General features: G+C 69.0%; 20 protein-coding genes and 1 pseudogene. 13 read left to right on the forward strand and 8 right to left on the reverse strand.

The window, feature by feature from the left end:
• Positions 1-24 precede the first annotated feature (24 nt).
• From MFF64_RS24485 to MFF64_RS24495, 3 genes and pseudogenes are all read left to right on the forward strand, one after another.
• Positions 25-1,137, forward strand: a complete 1,113-nt coding sequence (locus MFF64_RS24485; protein ID WP_238192667.1) for an aldo/keto reductase — start codon at positions 25-27, stop codon at positions 1,135-1,137.
• A 179-nt stretch (positions 1,138-1,316) separates the two neighbouring features.
• The gene (locus MFF64_RS24490; protein ID WP_238192668.1) at positions 1,317-2,225 is read left to right on the forward strand and encodes a LysR family transcriptional regulator; all 909 of its coding nucleotides are present in this window, start codon (positions 1,317-1,319) and stop codon (positions 2,223-2,225) included.
• Between the two features lie 101 nt (positions 2,226-2,326).
• Positions 2,327-3,216, forward strand: a pseudogene (locus MFF64_RS24495) (NAD-dependent epimerase/dehydratase family protein).
• A gap of 49 nt (positions 3,217-3,265) precedes the next feature.
• Here the strand turns inward: MFF64_RS24495 and MFF64_RS24500 are convergent.
• The gene (locus tag MFF64_RS24500) at positions 3,266-3,739 is read right to left on the reverse strand and encodes an SRPBCC family protein (RefSeq protein WP_099900616.1); all 474 of its coding nucleotides are present in this window, start codon (positions 3,737-3,739) and stop codon (positions 3,266-3,268) included.
• A 41-nt stretch (positions 3,740-3,780) separates the two neighbouring features.
• The gene (locus MFF64_RS24505) at positions 3,781-4,647 is read right to left on the reverse strand and encodes an NmrA/HSCARG family protein (RefSeq protein WP_238192669.1); all 867 of its coding nucleotides are present in this window, start codon (positions 4,645-4,647) and stop codon (positions 3,781-3,783) included.
• A 102-nt stretch (positions 4,648-4,749) separates the two neighbouring features.
• Between MFF64_RS24505 and MFF64_RS24510 the strand changes: the two genes are divergently transcribed.
• Together MFF64_RS24510 and MFF64_RS24515 are read left to right on the forward strand one after the other, a co-directional pair.
• Complete coding sequence (locus MFF64_RS24510; RefSeq protein ID WP_238192670.1) at positions 4,750-5,640, forward strand: LysR family transcriptional regulator; 891 nt, start codon at positions 4,750-4,752, stop codon at positions 5,638-5,640.
• A gap of 227 nt (positions 5,641-5,867) precedes the next feature.
• Positions 5,868-6,524, forward strand: coding sequence for an NAD(P)-dependent oxidoreductase (locus tag MFF64_RS24515; protein ID WP_238192671.1), 657 nt, complete (start codon positions 5,868-5,870; stop codon positions 6,522-6,524).
• Positions 6,525-6,761: 237 nt separating this feature from the next.
• Here MFF64_RS24515 and MFF64_RS24520 read toward each other — a convergent pair whose 3' ends face one another.
• Entirely contained in the window at positions 6,762-7,505 is a 744-nt protein-coding gene (locus MFF64_RS24520) for an SDR family NAD(P)-dependent oxidoreductase (RefSeq protein ID WP_238192672.1), read from the reverse strand.
• 85 nt (positions 7,506-7,590) lie between these two features.
• Here MFF64_RS24520 and MFF64_RS24525 point away from each other — a divergent pair, with 85 nt between their 5' ends.
• Entirely contained in the window at positions 7,591-8,154 is a 564-nt protein-coding gene (locus tag MFF64_RS24525; RefSeq protein WP_238192673.1) for a TetR/AcrR family transcriptional regulator, read from the forward strand.
• 278 nt (positions 8,155-8,432) lie between these two features.
• On the opposite strand, the gene MFF64_RS24530 is transcribed toward MFF64_RS24525, so the two are convergent.
• On the reverse strand, positions 8,433-9,188 hold the full coding sequence (locus MFF64_RS24530; RefSeq protein WP_238192674.1) for an SDR family NAD(P)-dependent oxidoreductase: 756 nt from the start codon (positions 9,186-9,188) through the stop codon (positions 8,433-8,435).
• Between the two features lie 135 nt (positions 9,189-9,323).
• Between MFF64_RS24530 and MFF64_RS24535 the strand changes: the two genes are divergently transcribed.
• Positions 9,324-10,214, forward strand: coding sequence for an AraC family transcriptional regulator (locus MFF64_RS24535; RefSeq protein WP_238192675.1), 891 nt, complete (start codon positions 9,324-9,326; stop codon positions 10,212-10,214).
• 343 nt (positions 10,215-10,557) lie between these two features.
• On the opposite strand, the gene MFF64_RS24540 is transcribed toward MFF64_RS24535, so the two are convergent.
• Positions 10,558-11,310, reverse strand: coding sequence for an SDR family oxidoreductase (locus tag MFF64_RS24540; RefSeq protein ID WP_238192676.1), 753 nt, complete (start codon positions 11,308-11,310; stop codon positions 10,558-10,560).
• Between the two features lie 95 nt (positions 11,311-11,405).
• Between MFF64_RS24540 and MFF64_RS24545 the strand changes: the two genes are divergently transcribed.
• Positions 11,406-12,326, forward strand: a complete 921-nt coding sequence (locus MFF64_RS24545; RefSeq protein ID WP_238192677.1) for an AraC family transcriptional regulator — start codon at positions 11,406-11,408, stop codon at positions 12,324-12,326.
• A 105-nt stretch (positions 12,327-12,431) separates the two neighbouring features.
• Here the strand turns inward: MFF64_RS24545 and MFF64_RS24550 are convergent, their stop codons facing one another.
• Positions 12,432-13,331, reverse strand: a complete 900-nt coding sequence (locus tag MFF64_RS24550) for a LysR family transcriptional regulator (RefSeq protein ID WP_238192678.1) — start codon at positions 13,329-13,331, stop codon at positions 12,432-12,434.
• Positions 13,332-13,496: 165 nt separating this feature from the next.
• Here MFF64_RS24550 and MFF64_RS24555 point away from each other — a divergent pair, with 165 nt between their 5' ends.
• Both MFF64_RS24555 and MFF64_RS38640 read left to right on the forward strand, forming a co-directional pair.
• A complete protein-coding gene (locus MFF64_RS24555) occupies positions 13,497-14,111 on the forward strand; it encodes an FMN-dependent NADH-azoreductase (protein WP_238192679.1) in 615 nt (204 codons plus the stop codon).
• A 162-nt stretch (positions 14,112-14,273) separates the two neighbouring features.
• Positions 14,274-14,576 carry an SDR family oxidoreductase gene (locus MFF64_RS38640; protein WP_238192680.1) on the forward strand — a complete coding sequence of 101 codons (303 nt, stop codon included), beginning with the start codon at positions 14,274-14,276 and terminating at the stop codon, positions 14,574-14,576.
• A 63-nt stretch (positions 14,577-14,639) separates the two neighbouring features.
• Here MFF64_RS38640 and MFF64_RS24565 read toward each other — a convergent pair whose 3' ends face one another.
• Both MFF64_RS24565 and MFF64_RS24570 read right to left on the reverse strand, forming a co-directional pair.
• A complete protein-coding gene (locus MFF64_RS24565) occupies positions 14,640-15,059 on the reverse strand; it encodes a cysteine hydrolase family protein (RefSeq protein WP_238192681.1) in 420 nt (139 codons plus the stop codon).
• 170 nt (positions 15,060-15,229) lie between these two features.
• A complete protein-coding gene (locus tag MFF64_RS24570) occupies positions 15,230-16,123 on the reverse strand; it encodes a LysR family transcriptional regulator (protein WP_238192682.1) in 894 nt (297 codons plus the stop codon).
• Between the two features lie 108 nt (positions 16,124-16,231).
• On the opposite strand from MFF64_RS24570, the gene MFF64_RS24575 reads away from it, so the two are divergent.
• The 3 genes from MFF64_RS24575 to MFF64_RS24585 form a co-directional block, all read left to right on the forward strand.
• The gene (locus MFF64_RS24575; RefSeq protein ID WP_238192683.1) at positions 16,232-16,990 is read left to right on the forward strand and encodes an SDR family oxidoreductase; all 759 of its coding nucleotides are present in this window, start codon (positions 16,232-16,234) and stop codon (positions 16,988-16,990) included.
• 39 nt (positions 16,991-17,029) lie between these two features.
• Positions 17,030-17,632, forward strand: a complete 603-nt coding sequence (locus MFF64_RS24580) for an NADPH-dependent F420 reductase (RefSeq protein WP_238192684.1) — start codon at positions 17,030-17,032, stop codon at positions 17,630-17,632.
• A 35-nt stretch (positions 17,633-17,667) separates the two neighbouring features.
• Positions 17,668-18,114, forward strand: a 447-nt coding sequence (locus MFF64_RS24585) for a nuclear transport factor 2 family protein (RefSeq protein ID WP_238192685.1), incomplete at its 3' end; no start/stop codon positions are given.

Consider the following 18,114-nt stretch of genomic DNA (forward strand, 5'->3'; position numbering starts at 1 on the left):
GCGCTTCAACAGAGAGGCGCGACGATGGACCTGACGCAGTATCGGACCCTAGGACGCTCGGGCTTGGCGGTGAGTCCGCTCGCTCTCGGCACCATGACCTTCGGCGCGGGCCGCTGGGGCTGCGACGCGGCGGCCGCGGGCGCGATCCTCGACCGCTACGTCGAGGCGGGCGGCAACTTCATCGACACGGCGGATGTCTATTCGGGTGGCACGAGCGAGACGATGCTCGGCGACATGGTCGCGGAGCGCGGGCTGCGCGACCGTCTCGTCATCGCGACGAAGTCCGGCTTCTCGCGCGCGCAGGGCACGCCGCTCGCCGGCGGCAACAGTGCCCGCAACATTCGCGCAGGCCTGGAAGGCTCGCTGCGCCGTCTCAAGACCGGCTGGATCGACCTCTACTGGACGCATGTCTGGGACCGGACCACGCCACCCGAGGAGGTGCTGCGCGCCCTGACCGATGCCGTAACGCGCGGCGACATACTCTACTACGGCTTCTCGAACGCCCCGGCCTGGTACGCGGCGCAGATCGCCACCCTGGCGCGCGCCCACAGCCTGCCGGAGCCGGTCGGCCTGCAATACGCCTACTCGCTGGTCGACCGCGGGGTGGAACTCGACGTGCTGCCCGCCGGCCGGGCGCTCGGCATGGGACTGGTGCCGTGGAGCCCCCTGGCGGCGGGCCTGCTCACAGGCAAGTACGGGCGCGACAAGCTCGCCGAAGCCGGGCCGGCGGGGTCGCTCCCGGACCGCGCGGGCGACGCGGCTGCCGGCGGCAGCGACGGGCGGTTGAACGGCGACAACCCATTCGGCGGCATGCTGTTCACGGAGGCCAACTTCGCAGTGGTGGACGTGCTGCGGGCCGTTGCGGAAGAGACCGGCCGGCCGATGGCACAGGTGGCGCTCGCCTGGGTCGCGCGTCGGCCGGGCGTCTCTTCAGTCCTCGTCGGAGCGAGCCGCCCGGAGCAGCTCGTTCAGAACATCGGCGCGCTCGACATCACATTGTCCCCCGAGCAGCAGGGCCGCCTGGACGCGGCGGGGCGACCGCCGAGCCTCAACCCCTATTTCATTTTCGATCTGCCGATGCCGACCATCTTCGGGGGACAGGCGGTCGAGGCTTGGCGGGGCTCTCCGGCGTCCTGACGTCCCCGGCATTCCGGAGGGAGCGGGTGCTCCCGCCCCTTTGCAGAAGCTGGGAACTTCCGCTTGCGGGCTGGCTGGCGGGGCGGTGAGCTACGGGCCGAACGGTTGGATTCGAGGCAATCCGCTTCCGGACCTCCAACAGGGGATGCGGCCGCCGAGCCGACGGGCCAAGGACGCGTATGGATATTGGTAGCTTCGACCTGAACTTGCTCAAGGCGTTCGACGCCCTCTACGCCGAGCGCCATGTGACGCGTGCCGGGCTGCGCATCGGTCTCAGCCAATCCGCTATGAGCGGCACCCTCACCCGCTTGCGGGAATTGCTCGCGGACGAATTGTTCGTGCGGACCCCGTCAGGCATGCGGCCCACTGCCCGCGCCGACGACCTCGCCGGCCCCGTGGCGGACGCGCTGCGCCTCGTGCGCGGCGCGTTGCAGGCCGACGGCTTCGAGCCCGCAACCGCCGAGCGTGCGTTCACGGTCGCGATGAGCGACTACGCCGCGTTCGTCTTGTTGCCGCCGCTGCTGGCGCGCCTCGGCGTCGAGGCGCCGGGCATCGACCTGCGCGTGCGCGGGATGTTTGGCCGGGGCGAGGCGGTGGAACTCCTCGACAGCGGCGAGGCGAATCTCGCGGTCGGCGTTCCGGTCGAGGCATCGGCGCGCATCCTCACGCGGCCGCTGCTTCGGGAAGGCTTCGCCTGCATCGCCCGGCGCGGGCACCCCGCGTTCGCGGCCGGCGTCAATCTCGAAACCTTCGTGGCCGTGCCGCACCTCCTGGTCTCCCCCGAGGGTGACGGCCCGGGACTGGTCGACCGCAAGCTCGCCGAGCTGGGACTCAAGCGCCGCGTGGTGCTGAGCCTGCCGCAATTCCTGGTCGCGCCCTTCATCGTCGCCGAGAGCGACCTCGTCGCAACGCTCGCCGTCCGCGTCGCCCGGCGGTGCGCCGACTTCGGGGTCGGCATCACCGTGCACGAGCCGCCGGTCGTACTGCCCGATTGGCCGCTCGCGCTGATGTGGCACCGGCGAGCTGACGCGCACCCGGCCACCGCGTGGCTGCGCGACGTCATCGCCGAGGTCGCCGCGGCGGTCTGAAGCCATCGGCGCGAGCGATCTCGTCACATCAGAACGTACGATTTCCATCCAGCCCACGATTCCGATTGATCGGCCATGTCGAAGTCAAGGCGGTGGCGGGCATGCGAGTTTTGGTGACAGGGGCGACGGGGTTGATCGGAGGCGCCGTGGCACGGCGCCTGAAACGGGGCGGCCATGAGGTCGTCGGGCTCGCCCGCTCGGAGAGGAGTGCGGCCAAGCTGGGAAGCGAGGGCTTCACGGTCGTTCGCGGAGACCTCTCCGATGGGGCCAGCGTCGCCGACGCCGTCCACGGGTCGATGCCGTCGTCCATGCCGCCTCGCCGGGCGACCTGAACACGGCAGCTTACGACGAGACGGCGGTGCGCGCGATCATCCGCGGCCTCCGCGGAACGTCCAAGCGGTTCGTCTATACGAGCGGCTGCCTGGTCTACGGGTCGACCGGCCACACGCCCGCGACCGAGGACAGTCCGCTGAGCCCGGTCGAACTCGTCCGCTTCCGCGAAGCCCTCGAACGGGAGATCTTCGATGCGGCAGACCACGGGATTCACCCGGTCGTGATCCGGCCGGGTTGGGTCTACGGCAACCGGGGCGGTACCGCGATGATGATGGTCGGCGCGGCTGCGGAGCACGGCGTGGCGCGCTACGTCGGCGACGGACGGAACCGCTGGACGACGGTGCACGCCGACGACCTCGCCGACCTCTACGCGCTCGCGCTCGAACGGGCACCGGCAGGTTCGGTCTTCAACGGCGTCCACGGAGCGGCGATCCCCCTCATCGAAATCGCGCGAGCGGCAAGCGAGGCGGCTGGTGCCGGGGGGCGGGTGGAAGCATGGGCGCTCGAAGACGCGCGTTCGGTGCTTTGGGCGTTCGCCGACGCCATAGCGTGCGATCAAGTCATCTCCGGGGAGAAGGCGGAGCGCGAACTCGGTTGGCGTCCGTCTCGCCGCTCCATCATCGACGAACTGCGGTCCTACCGGTCGGCAACCGACTGAGGCCGGCCGGTATCCGCTCCAAGCACCTGGCAGCCCCGCCTCGGCGACCTTAAAGCGCGCCCTCGGCGAGCAGCTCGCGGGTACGCTTCAGCGTCGACAGCAGCGCGGCCTTGTAGCCCTTGCTGCCGTCGAACTGCGCCTGCTCGGCCTGCTCCTCGGGACCGCCCGGTTCCTTCCCGCGCAGGCCCAGGTAGCAGTAGAACCGAAGCTGCAGCGCGCCCTCCTCGTCCTCGAACAGCTCGTTGACGATGGCCCCTTCCCGCGGGCCGGTGGCCTGGAAGAAGGTCACCTTGGCCCCGGGCTCGAAGGCGATGATCTCGCGCAGGTCGACACCCCCGAGGGTGGCCTCGCGCACGAGGTGGGTGGCGCTTTCCTCCACGACGTCGCACCGACTGCAGAGCCCCGGCGGCAGGAACTGGCGGGCGTCGCGGGCCTTGAGGACGAGGCCCGCCCAGGCCTGCGTGCGGGTCAGGGGAGCCTCCCCGTCCGGGTTCACCGGGACGGTTGCGGTCGAGTAGATCATGACGATGGTCCTTCCGATGGAGGTTGAGTGACGCTTGGGCGTCAGGCGGTCGCGATCTCGGCGGCGAGCGCGCGGTAGGTGCGCAGCGGGCGGCCCAGGAGCGAGGTCAGGCGCTCGACGTCGCCGGCCTCCGGGACCATGCCGTCGGTCAGGAAGCGCTCGGCCATCAGGCGCATGTCGTAGGCCATCCAGCCCGGCATGAACTGCCGGAGGTTCCGCTCGAACCCGGCGGTGTCGTCGCCGCCATAGGCGACGGGGCGGCCCAGCACCTCTGACCAGATCGCGGCCACGCCCTCGCCCGTCAGCGTTTCGGGCCCGACGACGTTGATCCGGTCCAGGGGAAGCAGCCCGACGGCCCGCTCCCGGCGGATGAGTTCGAGGGCGGCGACCTCGCCGAGGTCGCGCGCGTCGACCATGGCCAAACCCCTGGCGCCGATGGGCATGGGGTAGACGCCGTGCTGCAGGACGACGTCCTTGACCGTCATCTCGTTGCTCATGAAGTAGGCGGGGCGCAGGATCGTGGCCTCGAAGCCCATCGCCTCGATCATCCGCTCGACGCCGAACTTGCCCCCGAAGTGGGGCACGTTCACGTAGACGTCGCTGTGGATCACCGACAGGTAGACCACCCGCCTGACGCCGGCTTCCCGGGCGACGTTGAGAGCAATCAGCGCCTGGGTGAATTCGTCGGGCACCACGGCGTTGAGCAGGAAGAGCGTGGAGACTCCCGAGAAGACGCCGCGAAGGGCGTCGACGTCGAGCAGGTCGCCCTGCGCCAGGGCCACGCCGGCCGGAAGTCCCGCCTTGGCCGGATCGCGGACGAGGGCACGCACGTCGGCGCCGCGCTTCGCGAGATTGTCGACGACATGGCGGCCGATGGTGCCGGTGGCGCCAGTGACGAGGATGGTCATGGGGTTTCTCCGGGTTGCTGCTGTTGACAGGCCGGAAATTAGCGATCCACGTTCTTACCGATAGACGCTATATCTGGACGGTCCGTCTCGCTGGTGGAACGCATGGACCTTCTCGCCCTCGCCGACTTCAACCTCGTTGCGCGCCATGGCGGGTTCGGGCGCGCCGCTCGGGCGGCCGGACGCCCGAAGGCGACGCTGTCGCGCCGGGTCTCGGAACTGGAGGGCGCGCTTGCACTCCGCCTGTTCGAACGCGGCGCCCGCACGCTGACGCTCACCGAGGAGGGGCGGGCCCTCCACGAACGGACGGGGATGCTGCTGGCCGAGCTCGACGAGACCGCGGCAGCCATCGCCTCGGGCGGCGCGAATCCGCGCGGCCGGCTGCGAGTGAGCGCGCCGCTCCTGTTCTCACAGGTGGCCATGGGAAAGCTCGCGGCCGAGTTCGCCGTGAAGCACCCGGAGGTCCAGCTGGAGGTCACGACGGATGACCGGGCCGTCGACATGGTCGAGGAGGGCTACGACGTCGTGATCCGGGTCAACCCGGAGACCGACGAAAGCCTGGTCGGCCGCGTCTTCCTGCGCGACAGGCTGGTCGTCGTGGCCAGTCCAGCCCTCGGGCAGCCTCAGGGCAACCGGCCGGTTCCGGCGGTGGTGCGCGGTCCGGGCGGTGGAGATGCCTGGAAAGTGAAGGTGCCGGACGGGAGAGCGCGCATCCCGTTCGAGCCCGTCCTCAGGCTGTCGTCGATGATCATGGTGCGCGACGCAGTCCGGGCCGGCGTCGGGTCGGCCTGCCTGCCCGTCTCGCTCGTGAGCCACGACATCGCCGCGGGCAGGCTGGTCCAATGGGGCGACGTCGAGGGGCCCGAGATCGCACTTTGGACGCTCTACCCGTCCCGCCGGCTCCTCAGCGCCCGCGTCTCGGCCTTCCTCGACCACCTGAAGCAGGCGTTCCCGCAGGGCACGCCGGACGAGTTGGCGTCTTACATCGGCACGTGAGTACGGGCCGGTGCCCCGAAGCCTGCGCGTCGTCGAAGGTGCGGCGGGCGTCCTCGATCAGCGGCTCGTGCTCCCTTACCAGCGCGCGAAGCTTTCCGAGGTTGGCAGCCAAGGTGCGCCAGCCGTCTCGCATGTGGAACGGTACGTCTATATCGTACGACTATTCGACCATTCGCGGATCGCTAGCTTTGGCCACGTAAGAAGCAGCCAGCTTCCCGGAGGCAGCCATGCAAACCGTATCGAGCGAACCCCGACCGAAGATCCTGGTCCTCGGCACCACCGGCGGGACAGGCAGGCTCATCGTCGCCCAAAGCCTGGCGCGCGGCTACGACGTGACGGCGCTGGTGCGCTCGCCCGGGAAGGCGAAAAGCCTTCCCGGCGCGAAGCTGGTGGTGGGCGACGCCCGTGACCCGAAGGTGCTGCGCGAGGCGCTGAGGGGGCGGGACGCGGTGGTGAGCGCGCTCGGCACGCCGGCAAGCCCGTTCAGGGAGGTGACGCTCCTGTCCGAGGTCACCCGGACCTTGGTCGGCGCCATGAGGGACGAAGGCGTCGCGCGCCTGGTCGCGATCACCGGGATCGGCGCCGGCGACAGCCGGGGGCATGGCGGCTTCGCCTTCGACAGGCTGATCCTCCCGCTGCTCCTGCGCCATGTCTACGCCGACAAGGACCGCCAGGAGGACATCGTGAGGCAGAGCGGCCTCGACTGGGTCCTCGTCCGTCCCACCGTCCTGAGCAACAAGCCCGGCCGCGGCGCGGTCCGCGCGCTCGTCGACCTCGCCAGGTTCCATGGCGGGTCCGTCGCCCGGGAGGACGTCGCACGCTTCGTTCTCGACCAAGTCGAGACCGACGCCTGGATCGGCCGGACGTCCCTGATCACCTGGTGAGCCCAGGGTTCGCCGAAGCGAACCCGACGCTTCGTTCGGGCAGTCGACCATCGCCCTCACACATCAGGTGCCGAGGCTATCCGACGCAGCGGCGCCGACGGACCTGCGCACCGGGCAGGCCGGGTCAGTCCCGGCCCGCCAGATAGCTTCGCCACGTCGACAGAGCGGGTCACCTCCGTCTCGGTCAGCTCCTTCCGGCTTGAACACCGCTTGGATGTTTAAAACGAGATGCGGACCTCAAACCGCCGCAACGCCACCATCGACGAAGAGCTCATGGCCAGCCACGAAGCTGCTATCGCTCGACGCCAAGAAAAGTACGGCGCGCGCAACTTCATCCGTTTGTCCCAACCGACCAAGCGGAACGCCCTGATTCATTATTTCCTCGACACCCGGACGCTCGTCGAAATAGCTGCGGATCATACGTGTCTCCGTGCCGCCCGGCGAAACCACGTTCACGCGGATGCCTCGTGCCTTGAGATCGGTGGTCCAACTGCGCGCGAACGAACGGACTGCCGCCTTGCTAGCGTTGTAGAGCGACTGGCCGGGCAGACCCTTGCTGCCGGCAATCGAGCCGTTCAGCACGATGGCCCCACCCTCCGTCATGAGGGGCAGCGCCATCTGCACCGTGAAGACCATCCCTTTGACGTTCACATCGAACATCGCGTCGAAGTGGGTCTCGTCGATCTCCTCCAGCCCCGCCTGCTGGTAGATGCCCGCATTCGCAAAGACCACGTCGACCCGGCCATGGTCAGCCCGGATACGGTCGTACAGCCGCGCGATATCGGAGAGGTCAGCCACGTCTCCCTGAACGCCAATGGCTCCATGACCGATGTCGCGCACCGCGCTGTCGAGCGGTTCCTGACGACGACCCGTGATGTACACGAGGGCGCCTTCGCTCGCGAAAAGCTGCGCCGTGGCCAACCCGATCCCGTCGCTGCCGCCTGTGACCACGACAACCTTGTTCTCGAATCGCTTCGTCATTCGTTGCCTACGAGGGAAGTGGAGGATTGCTCCACTTCCTATATGGAGGCACTCTCCGCTTAGCAAGCAATGTCAGGAAAAAACGTTGGCCAACGAATCAGGGCTCCGCGTTGATGCGAGGGAGAATCGTGAGCGCATCCTCGCTGCCGCTGAGCAGGCTTTCCTGGAGCGGGGAGCAGGCGTCCCACTGGAGGACGTCGCCAAGCGCGCGGGGGTTGGGATCGGCACGCTATACCGCCGCTTCCCGACGCGCGAAGCCCTCCTGGCGGCGACGAGCAACGCTCGGTTTCTGGCACTCGCCGAAGCAAGCCGTGCGCGTGAAGGCGAGCTTAACCCACAACGCGCCTTTCGCGCGTTTCTCGAAGAACTTGTCTTAAACACGAGTATCTATCAAAGTCTCGCCGCGTCGCTTGGAACCGTCCTGCAATGCGGTACGCCGGGTTGCAACGCTATTACCGACGAGTGCAAGCACCTTCTATTGCGGGGGCAACAAGCCGCAGTCATTCGCAACGACATCACTTTCGATGACGTAATCTGTGTCGTGACGGCCATTTCCCTTGCTGTTGAGCAGGATGCGTCGTCGCAGAGGCGGGTCGGCCATTTGGTGGACATTTTATTCGAGGGTATCGCCAGCCGCCCGAGCGCCTGAACCACTATTTCGAACGACGCTGTTCCTCCCGTGACTATCCTTCGTGCCGCCGGCATCGTCGACGCGCAAGGCGGTGCCTGGGCGACACCGGTCTGCAGTCGTCCGGGCTTCACGGCCTCGCTGAGCCCGACCATCCGCGACATCGCGACGGGCCCCGACGTCGGCGAGCGAGGGGGTGAGGCGCTCGGACTACTCGCCATTGTGCTCCACCTTCGTCGCAGCAAACCGAGAACGGGCTCGTCCGGCGAACGAGCCCGCCATGTTGCCACGCGCTGCCGTCAGATGCCCTGGCCGCCGGAGACCTCGATGCGCTGCGCGTTCACCCAACGGTTGTTGTCGGCCAGCAGGCTCGCGACCATCGGGCCGATGTCGTCCGGCACGCCCACCCGGCCGAGTGCCGTCATGTCCGCGAAGAGCTTGTTGATGTCCGCGTTGTCGCGCACCGCGCCGCCGCCGAAGTCGGTTTCGATGGCGCCGGGCGCTACCGTATTGGCCGCGATTCCGCGGCTCCCGAGTTCCTTGGCCATGTAGCGGGTCAGCACCTCGACGGCGCCCTTCACGGCCGCGTAGGCGGCGTAGCCGGGGAAGCAGACCCGGGTCAGTCCGGAGGACAGGTTCACGATGCGGCCGCCGTCGGCCAGGAGGGGCAGCAGGCTTTGGGTCAGGAAGTAGACGCCCTTGAAGTGGACGTCGACTAGGCGGTCGAGCTGCGCCTCGGTCGTCTGGCCGATCAGGGCGTAGTCGCCGTGGCCGGCATTGTTCACGAGGTGGTCGAAGGTCTCGCGACCCCAGGTCTCGCGCAGCACCGCTTGGAGGCGCTCACCGAAAGCCGGGAACGCGCCGACGCCGCCGGTGTCGAGTTGCAACGAGACCGCCTTGCGGCCCATTGCTCGAATCTCCGCGACGACGGCCTCGGCCTCGTCGACGCGGCTGTGGTAGGTGAGGACGACGTCGCCGCCGTGGCGGGCGATGCTCAATGCTGTGTTTCGGCCGAGGCCGCGGCTGGCTCCGGTGACGAGGGCGATCTTGGTCATGGGTCGGCTCCGTTCGTTTGGTCGGATCGGTATGCCGCCCCGGAGCCGGCGCGTGTTGCCGGAAGCTCGCAAGTTCTTGCCTGATCCTACGAAGGGCAGTGCGCTCCCTTGGGCATTCGACTACACCTTCCATCCATGACGACTCTCCTTGCAGCCGTCCGCCGCCACGCGGAGGCCCACTACACCGCCACCGGCATTGCGGCGACTGCCGTCCCGGGGCTCTCGACGGTGCGGGCGACCGCGCCCAGCGGCCTGCTCCACGACATCTCGCGGCCGCTGGTCTGCCTGGTCCTGCAGGGCAGCAAGCACGTGACCATGGGCATGCGGGACTTCGCATTCGGAGCGGGCGCCTCCCTCCTGATCACCGCGGACGTGCCGACCGTGAGCCAGATCACCCGAGCCAGCGCCGCGGCCCCCTACCTTTCGCTCGTGCTGGAACTCGACCCGGTGGTCATCGCCGACCTGGCCGCGCAGATGCCGGTCGAGCCCGAGCCCGACCACGCACCGGTCCAGGTCGACCCGACCGACGCGGAGACCGCGGACGCAGCCCTGCGCCTGATGCGGCTCCTCGACCGACCCGCGTCGCTCCCGGTCCTGGGTGCGCATCTCGTGCGCGAGATGCACTACTGGCTCTTGGCGGGACGCCACGGGGCCGCCATCCGGCGTCTGGGTTGGGCGGACGGCCACGTGGAGCGGATCACCCGCGCGGTCGCGATACTCCGGGCCGAGTTCGCCGGTCAGCTTCGGGTCGAGCGGCTGGCGGATGCGGCCGGGATGAGCCCGTCCTCCTTCCATCAGCACTTCAAGGCCGTGACCTCGCTCTCCCCCCTACAGTTCCAGAAGCACCTGCGCTTGATCGAGGCGCGTCGGCTGCTGGTCTCGGAAGGCTTGTCGGCGAGTGGTGTCGCGTTCGCGGTCGGCTACGAGAGCGTTCCGCAGTTCACGCGCGAGTACGGTCGCATGTTCGGGGTGTCTCCCGTCCGGGATGCCAGGGCCACGAGGAGCCTCGCGGCTGCGGTCGCCTGAGCAAGGTGCCGAACGGACGTTGGGTGGACAGACCGGCACAAGGCCTTGCCATGCAACCGATGGACGCTAGCCCTCAAGGGCGCCGCCAGAGCGGTGCGTGACTGCGGAAGCAGCGACTGGCGTTGGTGACCGTATCGTGCGGCTCGTACCGCTGGTCGGGCTGCCGGTTCGGGTCACGACCATCGCATCATGCATTCCGCGACCGGCACGTGGGTAAGCCCTGGTGTTCGGCATCGATCCCCAGCCACGCCGTCTGCGGGTTCGTGCCTCGCCCTTATCCGAACCGACGCCGCATACCGGTGATTGCCGACTGACGGAACGACCGTCGGTCGGAGTCCCGCCTTCAGCTGCTGCGACTGGACAGTGCGACGGCGTCGGCGCCGGCGGGCAGGCTCATCGGGCAGACCGGGTCGGTCGCGGCCCGCCAGACCGCCTCCGCCACGTCGAGGGGGCGCGTCACCTCGGTCTCGGGTTGCTGCTGCCATGACGCGAAGACCTTCTGCACCAAGTCCGCATAGGGCTCGGGAAAGCCGTTCGTCATGCGGGACCGTGCGTTCTGGCCGAAGGCGGTCTCCGGAGCCCGCCCGGGGATGACCAGGCGGACACGCACGCCGAACGGCTCCAGCTCCAGGGCCAGGGACTCCGTGAAGGCGTTCACCGCGGCTTTGCTCGCCGTGTAGACGGAGAGCAGGTGCAGCGGCTTCTGCGTGACGCTGGAGGTCACGTTCACGACGACGCCGGCCCGGCGCTCCCGGAACTGTGGCAGCACCGCCTGGGTCATGGCCATCGTACCGAACGTGTTCGTCTCGAAGACCTCGCGTACGACGTCCAGGGGCGTGCCTTCGAGGGCGTTAAGCCAGCCGATGCCGGCGTTGTTGACCAGGACGTTGACGGGCCCGGCGGCCTCGATGGCCTGGCGGATGCTCGCCGCGTCGGTGACGTCGAGGGCGAGCACGCGCAGGCGGTCCGAGGCGGGCAGGGCCACCTCGCGCGGCGTTCGCATGGTGGCCACCACGTTCCAGCCCCGGTCGAGGAAAAGGCGGGCGGTCTCAAGACCAAAGCCGGACGAGCAGCCGGTGATCAAGATGGTTTGCATGTCGGCTCCAACAGGTTGTGACGCTCGTTGGATAGATCCGCTCGCTGGGACGGGCTACAATCGTACGTCCCGATCTCATTAGCGTAAGTCCGGAAATGATCGATCCGCTCGCCGACGTCGTCACCTTGCTCCGGCCGAGCGCCGCGTTCTCCAAGTCGGTGAGCGCCTCGGGCCCGTGGCGCGTCCGCCGGGCTGAGCATGGTCGCCCGTTCTACTGCGCGGTGCTTGAGGGCTCATGCCGCCTGAGGGTACTGGGCCGCGATCCGGTGATGCTGGAGCCGGGGGACTTCGTCCTGATCCCGGCGGCGGACGCATTCGAGATGTCGAGCCTCACGCCTCCGACCGAAGGCTCCGAGACGATGCCGGTCGAGGTGGGGCCCGGCGAGTTCCGGGTCGGGCGGCAGGACGGCCCGGCGGACGTCCGCATGCTCGTGGGCTACTGCACCTTCGGCTCGCCCGACGCAGGCCTGCTGGTGTCGCTCCTGCCGAGCCTGGTCCACGTCCGGGGTGAGACCAGACTGGCCTCTCTCATGCACCTCGTCGGCGAGGAGGCGCGCCAGCGCAGGCCCGCGCGCGACCTCATCCTGGAGCGGCTGCTGGAGGTCATGCTGATCGAGGCGCTGCGCTCCATGGACGGTCCCGCGACGACGCCGGGCCTCGTGCGGGGGCTGGGCGACGAGCGCCTGGCCGCAGCGCTGCGCAGGATGCACGAACGGCCGACCGAGGCCTGGACCGTCGCACGGATGGCGCACGAGGCGGGGCTCTCCCGTTCCGTGTTCTTCGAAAGGTTCGGCCGTGCGGTCGGGGTCGCGCCGATGGAGTACCTTCTTGCGTGGCGGATGGCCGTGGCGAAGGACCTGCTCCGGCGCGAGGTCGGCGGCATCGCCGAGGTGGCCGAACGCGTGGGTTACGGGTCGGCGAGCACGTTCAGCGTGGCGTTCTCCCGCCATGTGGGTATGCCGCCGGCCGTTTATGCGCGGGAGCAGAGGCAATCGTTAGGTGCGCGATCCGCCTGAACCCGACGCCGGATACCCACCGGTTGACGGTCGGCGGCCAGGCCGTCCCGACCACCGCCAACCTCAAGGCAGTCGGAGGACGCACGCGGGTGTCGCGCCCGCGTTCTACGGCGCGAAGCGAGCCTGCAGGTCGCCGAGGAGCCACCGGCCCGCAGGGCCCAGTGTCCGGTCGCGCAGATGCGCGGCATAGACGGTCAGGGGTCCGGCCCAGGCAGCCGGGTCATCGTCGATGTCCAACGCGACGAGACGACCCTCGGCGAGGTGCGGTCTGACGAGGTGCTCGGGCATGCGGCACCAGCCCAGTCCGGCCAGGAGGAAGTCCAACCGGCGGGCAAGCTCGACGAAGCGCCAGAACCGCGTGCCGATGACGCCGTGGCAGGGACCGTCCGGAGCGGAGGGATCGGACAGCACCAGTTGGACGTGCTCCTCCAGGTCTGCGCGCGTCGCGGCGCGACCGAGCAGCGCGAGCGGATGATCTGGTGCCACGACAGGCAGGAGCCGCGCGCCGAGCAGCGGTAGCGCCGTCAGGTCCTCGGGGACCGAGGGCAGCAGGATGCAGAAGGCGAGCGCGGCATCGCCTCGGCGCAGGCGACGCTCGGCGCCACCGAGTCCCTCCGTCGAGAAGCTGACCACCAGGTGCGGGAAGGCGTCGCGCAACGCGCGCAAGCTCTCGATCAGCGGGGCCGTCGGGACCAGCGGGTCGATGGCGACCGCGAGCTCCGGTTCGAGCCCTTCGCGCGTGCCGGCCGCCATTGCCTCGAAGCGGCCCGCACCAGAAAGGACGAGGCGCGCCTGCCCGACGAGCGCGCGGCCGACCTCCGTCAGAAGAGGTTTGTGACCGGACCGGTCGAACAGCGTGACGCCTTGCACGCCCTCCAGAGTCGCCACGGTCTGGCTGATCGCCGACTGCGCGCGCTGCAGCCGCCGACCCGCGGCGGAGAAGCTTCCGGTCTCCGCGATGGTGACCAGCACGCGAAGCTGATCGAGCGTGAGGCTTCCGATCATCCATCACCCCGGCTGATAGAGTTGATCGGTTTTTTATCGCTTCCGAGTGGCGGGTCCAGCCTTCAGTCTGCATTTGACGGGCACGCCGTCCGGCACCGTCCATGGACCGCGTCGTCGTGGTTCCTCCTCGGCCCCCACATGACCTTGCAAACGGAAAGGCCTCTCATGCCTCGCCTCCTCCTCGTCGAGACCAGCCCGCGCGGCGACCACTCGATCTCGCGCGCGCTCACCCGCCGCTTCGTCGATCAGTGGCAAGCCGCGCACCCGGACGGTCAGGTCATCGAACGCGACCTCATGCGGACCGACTTGCCGTTCGTGAACGCGTCCTGGCTGCAGGCCTACTTCACGCCGCCCGAGCGGCAGTCCGACGAGATGCGGGAGGTGCTGCGCCTCTCGGACGAACTCGCCGCCGAACTCCTCGCGACCGACCACCTCGTGATCGCGACCCCGGTGTACAACTACAACGTCCCGGCCGCGCTGAAGGCCTGGATCGATCACGTCGTGCGCAAGGGGCTGACCCTCGGCAACGACGGCAAGGGCCTCGTCCTCGGCAAGAAGGCGACGGTGCTGCTCGCCTCCGGGGGCGTCTACACGGAGGGCTCGCCGATCCGCGACCGGGACATCGCTACCCAGTACCTCCGCCTGATCCTGGGCGTCCTCGGCATCACGGACGTGAGCGTCATCGCCGCCGGTGGCGCGAAGGCCGTCGACCTGGGCGAGGTCGGGCGCGAGGCGTTCCTCGACGGGTTGCAGACCGAGATCGAGGCGCTCGCCGCCTGAGTCCGGTGGTCCTGCGAACGCATCGCCTCGCCGATGGAAGGAAGCCCATGAGGATTGCGGTGCTCGGCGCCACCGGCGGCATCGGAACGCTGGCCGTCGACAGTCGGGCTCGCCCGGGTATTCGAAGATGCTCTCGACGCCGGCGAGTCTCTCGACGGCCGGGTGGATGAGCACGCTGATCTCGTCGATGAGGCCCGCCTTCAGGAACGCGCCCTTGATGGCCGCGCCCCCTCCAGCAGGAGGGTCTCGACTCCGAACGTCTCGCCCAGCGCGTCCATGGCCTTCGAGGTCGCGACCGTCCGGGCCCGCGAACGCGTAGGACACGCCGTCCTCGCGCAACTCGGCGAGGTAGGCGTCGGGCACCGCCTCCGACAGCACGGCGCGGCGCTCGCGGCCTTTCTGAGCCCGGAGGCCGGCTTCATCACCGGGGCCGCCTTGACCGCCGACGGTGGGTACTTGGCCTGACCGCTAGATCCCTTGAAGCCCCTTGGGGTCGTGAAGGACGCTCCCGGCACCGAAATGGTGCCGTCAAAGGTTCGCGCCCAGGCTGGCCGAGCGGTCCAGGGACGAGCTGACGGTGATCCACTTCAGCAGGGTCGGGTTTAGCCCGGCGTCGAAGAGCATGAAGCCGGCATCCAGGTAGCACGTGTCCGCCTGGATGCCGCAGACCAGGACGCGCTCGATCCCAAGATCCTTCAGGTGACCGATGAGTTCAGGCGGCGGCAGGTAGCCGTGCTTCACGAACACTTTGTCTGCGGGGACCAGCGGCTCGTCCGCGACGGCGGGCTTCCACCCGAGCTGTCGCCAGAAGGGGGTGACCGCCTCGTCATGGCGCTCGACCGTCGCCACGGAATGCATCGTCGGTGCGAGCTTGGCGACTCCCTCCACCTGCCATGCCGGTGGGCCGAAGCAGGGCTGGACGTCGACGATGAGAAGAGCCTGTCTCATGCGGCGTGGTAGCGCTCGCGCCTAGGCCCGCAAAGGGTTCGCCGCCGAACTCTCCTTAGCTTCTCTATCGTTCCGTCGTTCGCGTTCGAGCGTGCTTTAGGTCCGCATGCCGATGAGTTCGGCTTGGTCGGAGGCTAACCCAAGCTGCCGGCGAACCGTTCGGCCAGGCGCTACTCCCTGAACGCGTCGATGACCCAGTCGACGAAGGCTCGTGTCTTCGCCGGCAGCAGGGCGCGTGAGGCAAAGTAGACGGAGATCGCGCCGGCATCGGCGTACCACCGCGGCACGAGGCGGACGAGCTCACCCTTGTCCAGCGCGGGAAGCACGTCGGGCACGGCGAGGAGCGCGACGCCCAGGCCCAGAAGCGCCGCTTCCCGCATGGCGCTCGGTTCGTTGACGACGACCTTCTCCTGCAAGAGCGCGCCCGTCTCGCGGCCGGCAGCGTCGCGCATGGTCCAGTGCCGGATGCGGCCGGTCTGCAGCGAGCGCATCACGATGCCGTCCAGGGCCTGGAGCCCTGCCGGGTCCGGCGGCGACACCCGGCCTCGCATGTAGGTCGGCGAGGCGACCGCGATGATGTGGGCGGGTGCCAGGGCGCGAGCCACGATGCTCGGGGACAGGTCGAACCCGCCGCCGATTGCCGCGTCGTACCCTTCCGCGACGAGGTCGACCTGCCTGTTCTCGAAGTACCATTCCGGCTTGATGCGCGGGTAGCGGGCCAGGAAGCCCGGCAGCAACGGTAGGATCTGGGTCGCGCCGAGGGTCGGCGGCAGGCTGACCTTGAGCGTGCCCGCCGGTTCCCCTCCCTTGGCCGAGACGCCCGCTATCGCCGCCTGCAGGCCCTCCAAGTTTCCCGCGATACCTGAGCGGAATGTCTCGCCCGCTTCCGTTAGGATCAACCTGCGCGTCGAGCGGTGGAACAGGCGCACGCCGAGGTTCCGCTCCAGCATGGCTACGTTGCGGCTGACCGCGGCCGGCGTCAGCGACAGCCGGCGGGCGGCCTCGGAGAAGCTGCCGTGCTCGGCGCTGCGCACGAAGGCTTCCAGGTTGGCGAGGGTTTCCATGCCGGCACCTTCAACGATCCGTTGAAGGCATAACAACCCGCTCACGGCTAATCCAGGAGGGGCGTTCGGGCCATCCTCGCCTCATCGAACACGCGATGGTGCGAGAACATGACCCAGGTAGCCCAACCCCTCACCGGCAAGGTGGCACTCGTGACCGGCGGAACGCGCGGCATCGGGGCGGCCATCGTTAGACGTCTCGCCCGCGACGGCGCCGACGTCGCCTTCAGCTACGCCGCCTCGCGCGAGCGGGCCGACCAGCTCGTCCGCGAGGTCGAGGCGCTCGGCCGGCGTGCCATCGCCATCAGGGCGGATCAAGCCGTGGCCGCCGAGGTCGAGGCCCTGGTGCGGGAGGCGCGCGCCGCGCTCGGCCGCCTTGACATCCTGGTCAACTCGGCAGGCGTCTTTGTCACCGGCATGGTCGATGACCCGCAAGCCGACCGCGCGGCGTTCGACCGGCAGCTCGACGTCAACGTGAAGGGCGTGGCCGCGGCGGTTCGTGCCGCCGTGCCGCTGATGGCGGACGGTGGCCGTATCGTCTCCATCGGCACCACGGGCGCCGTGCATATCCCGTTCGCGGGCGCGGCCGACTACGTCGCCACCAAGGCAGCCGTGGCGGCCTACACCCGCGGCTGGGCCCGCGACCTCGGCGCCCGCAACATCACGGTAAACCTGATCCAGCCGGGTGCGATCAACACCGACATGAACCCGCAGGACGGCCCCTTCGCCAAGACGCTGAAGGGACTCGCAGCGCTGGGCCGCTACGGCCAGCCCGAGGACATCGCGGCCGCTGTCGCGTTCCTGGCCGGTCCCGAGGCCGGGTACATTACTGGCGCCACGCTGAACGTCGATGGCGGCCAATCCGCCTGACCTCCCGCGGCCTTAATCCAGCATCAAGAGGAGAGAGCCATGGCCACCATCGGCATCATCGGCGCCGGGCAGATCGGCACCGCCATCGCGACCGCGCTCGCGCGGCACGGGATTCCTGCCACGCTCGCGAATAGCCGCGGCCCGGAAAGCCTGGCGGAAACCGTCGCCGCGCTCGGTCCGAGCATCACGGCCGATAGCCGTGAGGAGGCTGCCTCGAAGGACATCGTCTTCGTCGCCGTGAACTGGTCGAAGCTGCCCGCGGCGCTCGCGGCGCTGCCGGAGTTCGGCGGCCGCATCGTCGTGGACACCAACAATCCCATCGAGGCGCCGCTTTTCAAGCCGGTCGACCTCGGCGGCCGCTCGTCGTCCGAGGTGTTCGCCGACTGGGTCCCAGGCGCGCGGGTCGTGAAGGCGTTCAACCACTTGCAGCCGCAACTGGTCGTCGGCGACCCGGGCAGCGACGGCGGCCGGCGGGTGCTCTTCTACTCGGGGGACGACGCCGAGGCGAAGGCGCAGGTGGGCTCGCTGATCGACCGGCTCGGCTTCTACGGCATCGACCTCGGGCCGCTCGCTCTCGGCAGCCGCCTCGTACAGTTCCCCGGCGGTCCGCTGCCGGCGCTGAACCTCGTGAAGTTCGACTAACCCCACGGCTAAACAAGTGCTGAAGGAGGCATCCCATGACCGACACCGACCAGACCCGCCGAGGACCGGCGGAGTCCGATTACGACGGGCTGCTGCGCGCCAACCTGGAGCGCGTCTTCAATGAGCGAGATGCCGGCAAACGCGCCGCGGCCTTGGCGGACCTCTTCGTTGACGAGCCGATCATGTACGAGCCGACCGATGTGGTGCGCGGACGGGAAGCCATCGCGGCAGTCGCCGGCAAGCTCTTGGAGCAGTTCGGTCCGACCTTCCGGTTCAACCCAGTCGGCGCGGCTGTCGGGCACCACGGCCTGCGTTCGCTGCGGTGGCAGGCCGGGCCGGATGGCGGTCCGGTCGCGGTTACCGGAACCGACGTCGCCGAAGTCATCGGCGGCAGGATCGCGCGCCTCTGGGTGCTGCTAAACCCGCCTGATCGGCCCCCACGAGGTGGTCCAAGTTCAAAGTTAGTGCAGTGTCGGCGTTTG

It is taken from the genome of Methylobacterium frigidaeris (assembly GCF_022179185.1).
Lineage (GTDB): Bacteria > Pseudomonadota > Alphaproteobacteria > Rhizobiales > Beijerinckiaceae > Methylobacterium > Methylobacterium frigidaeris.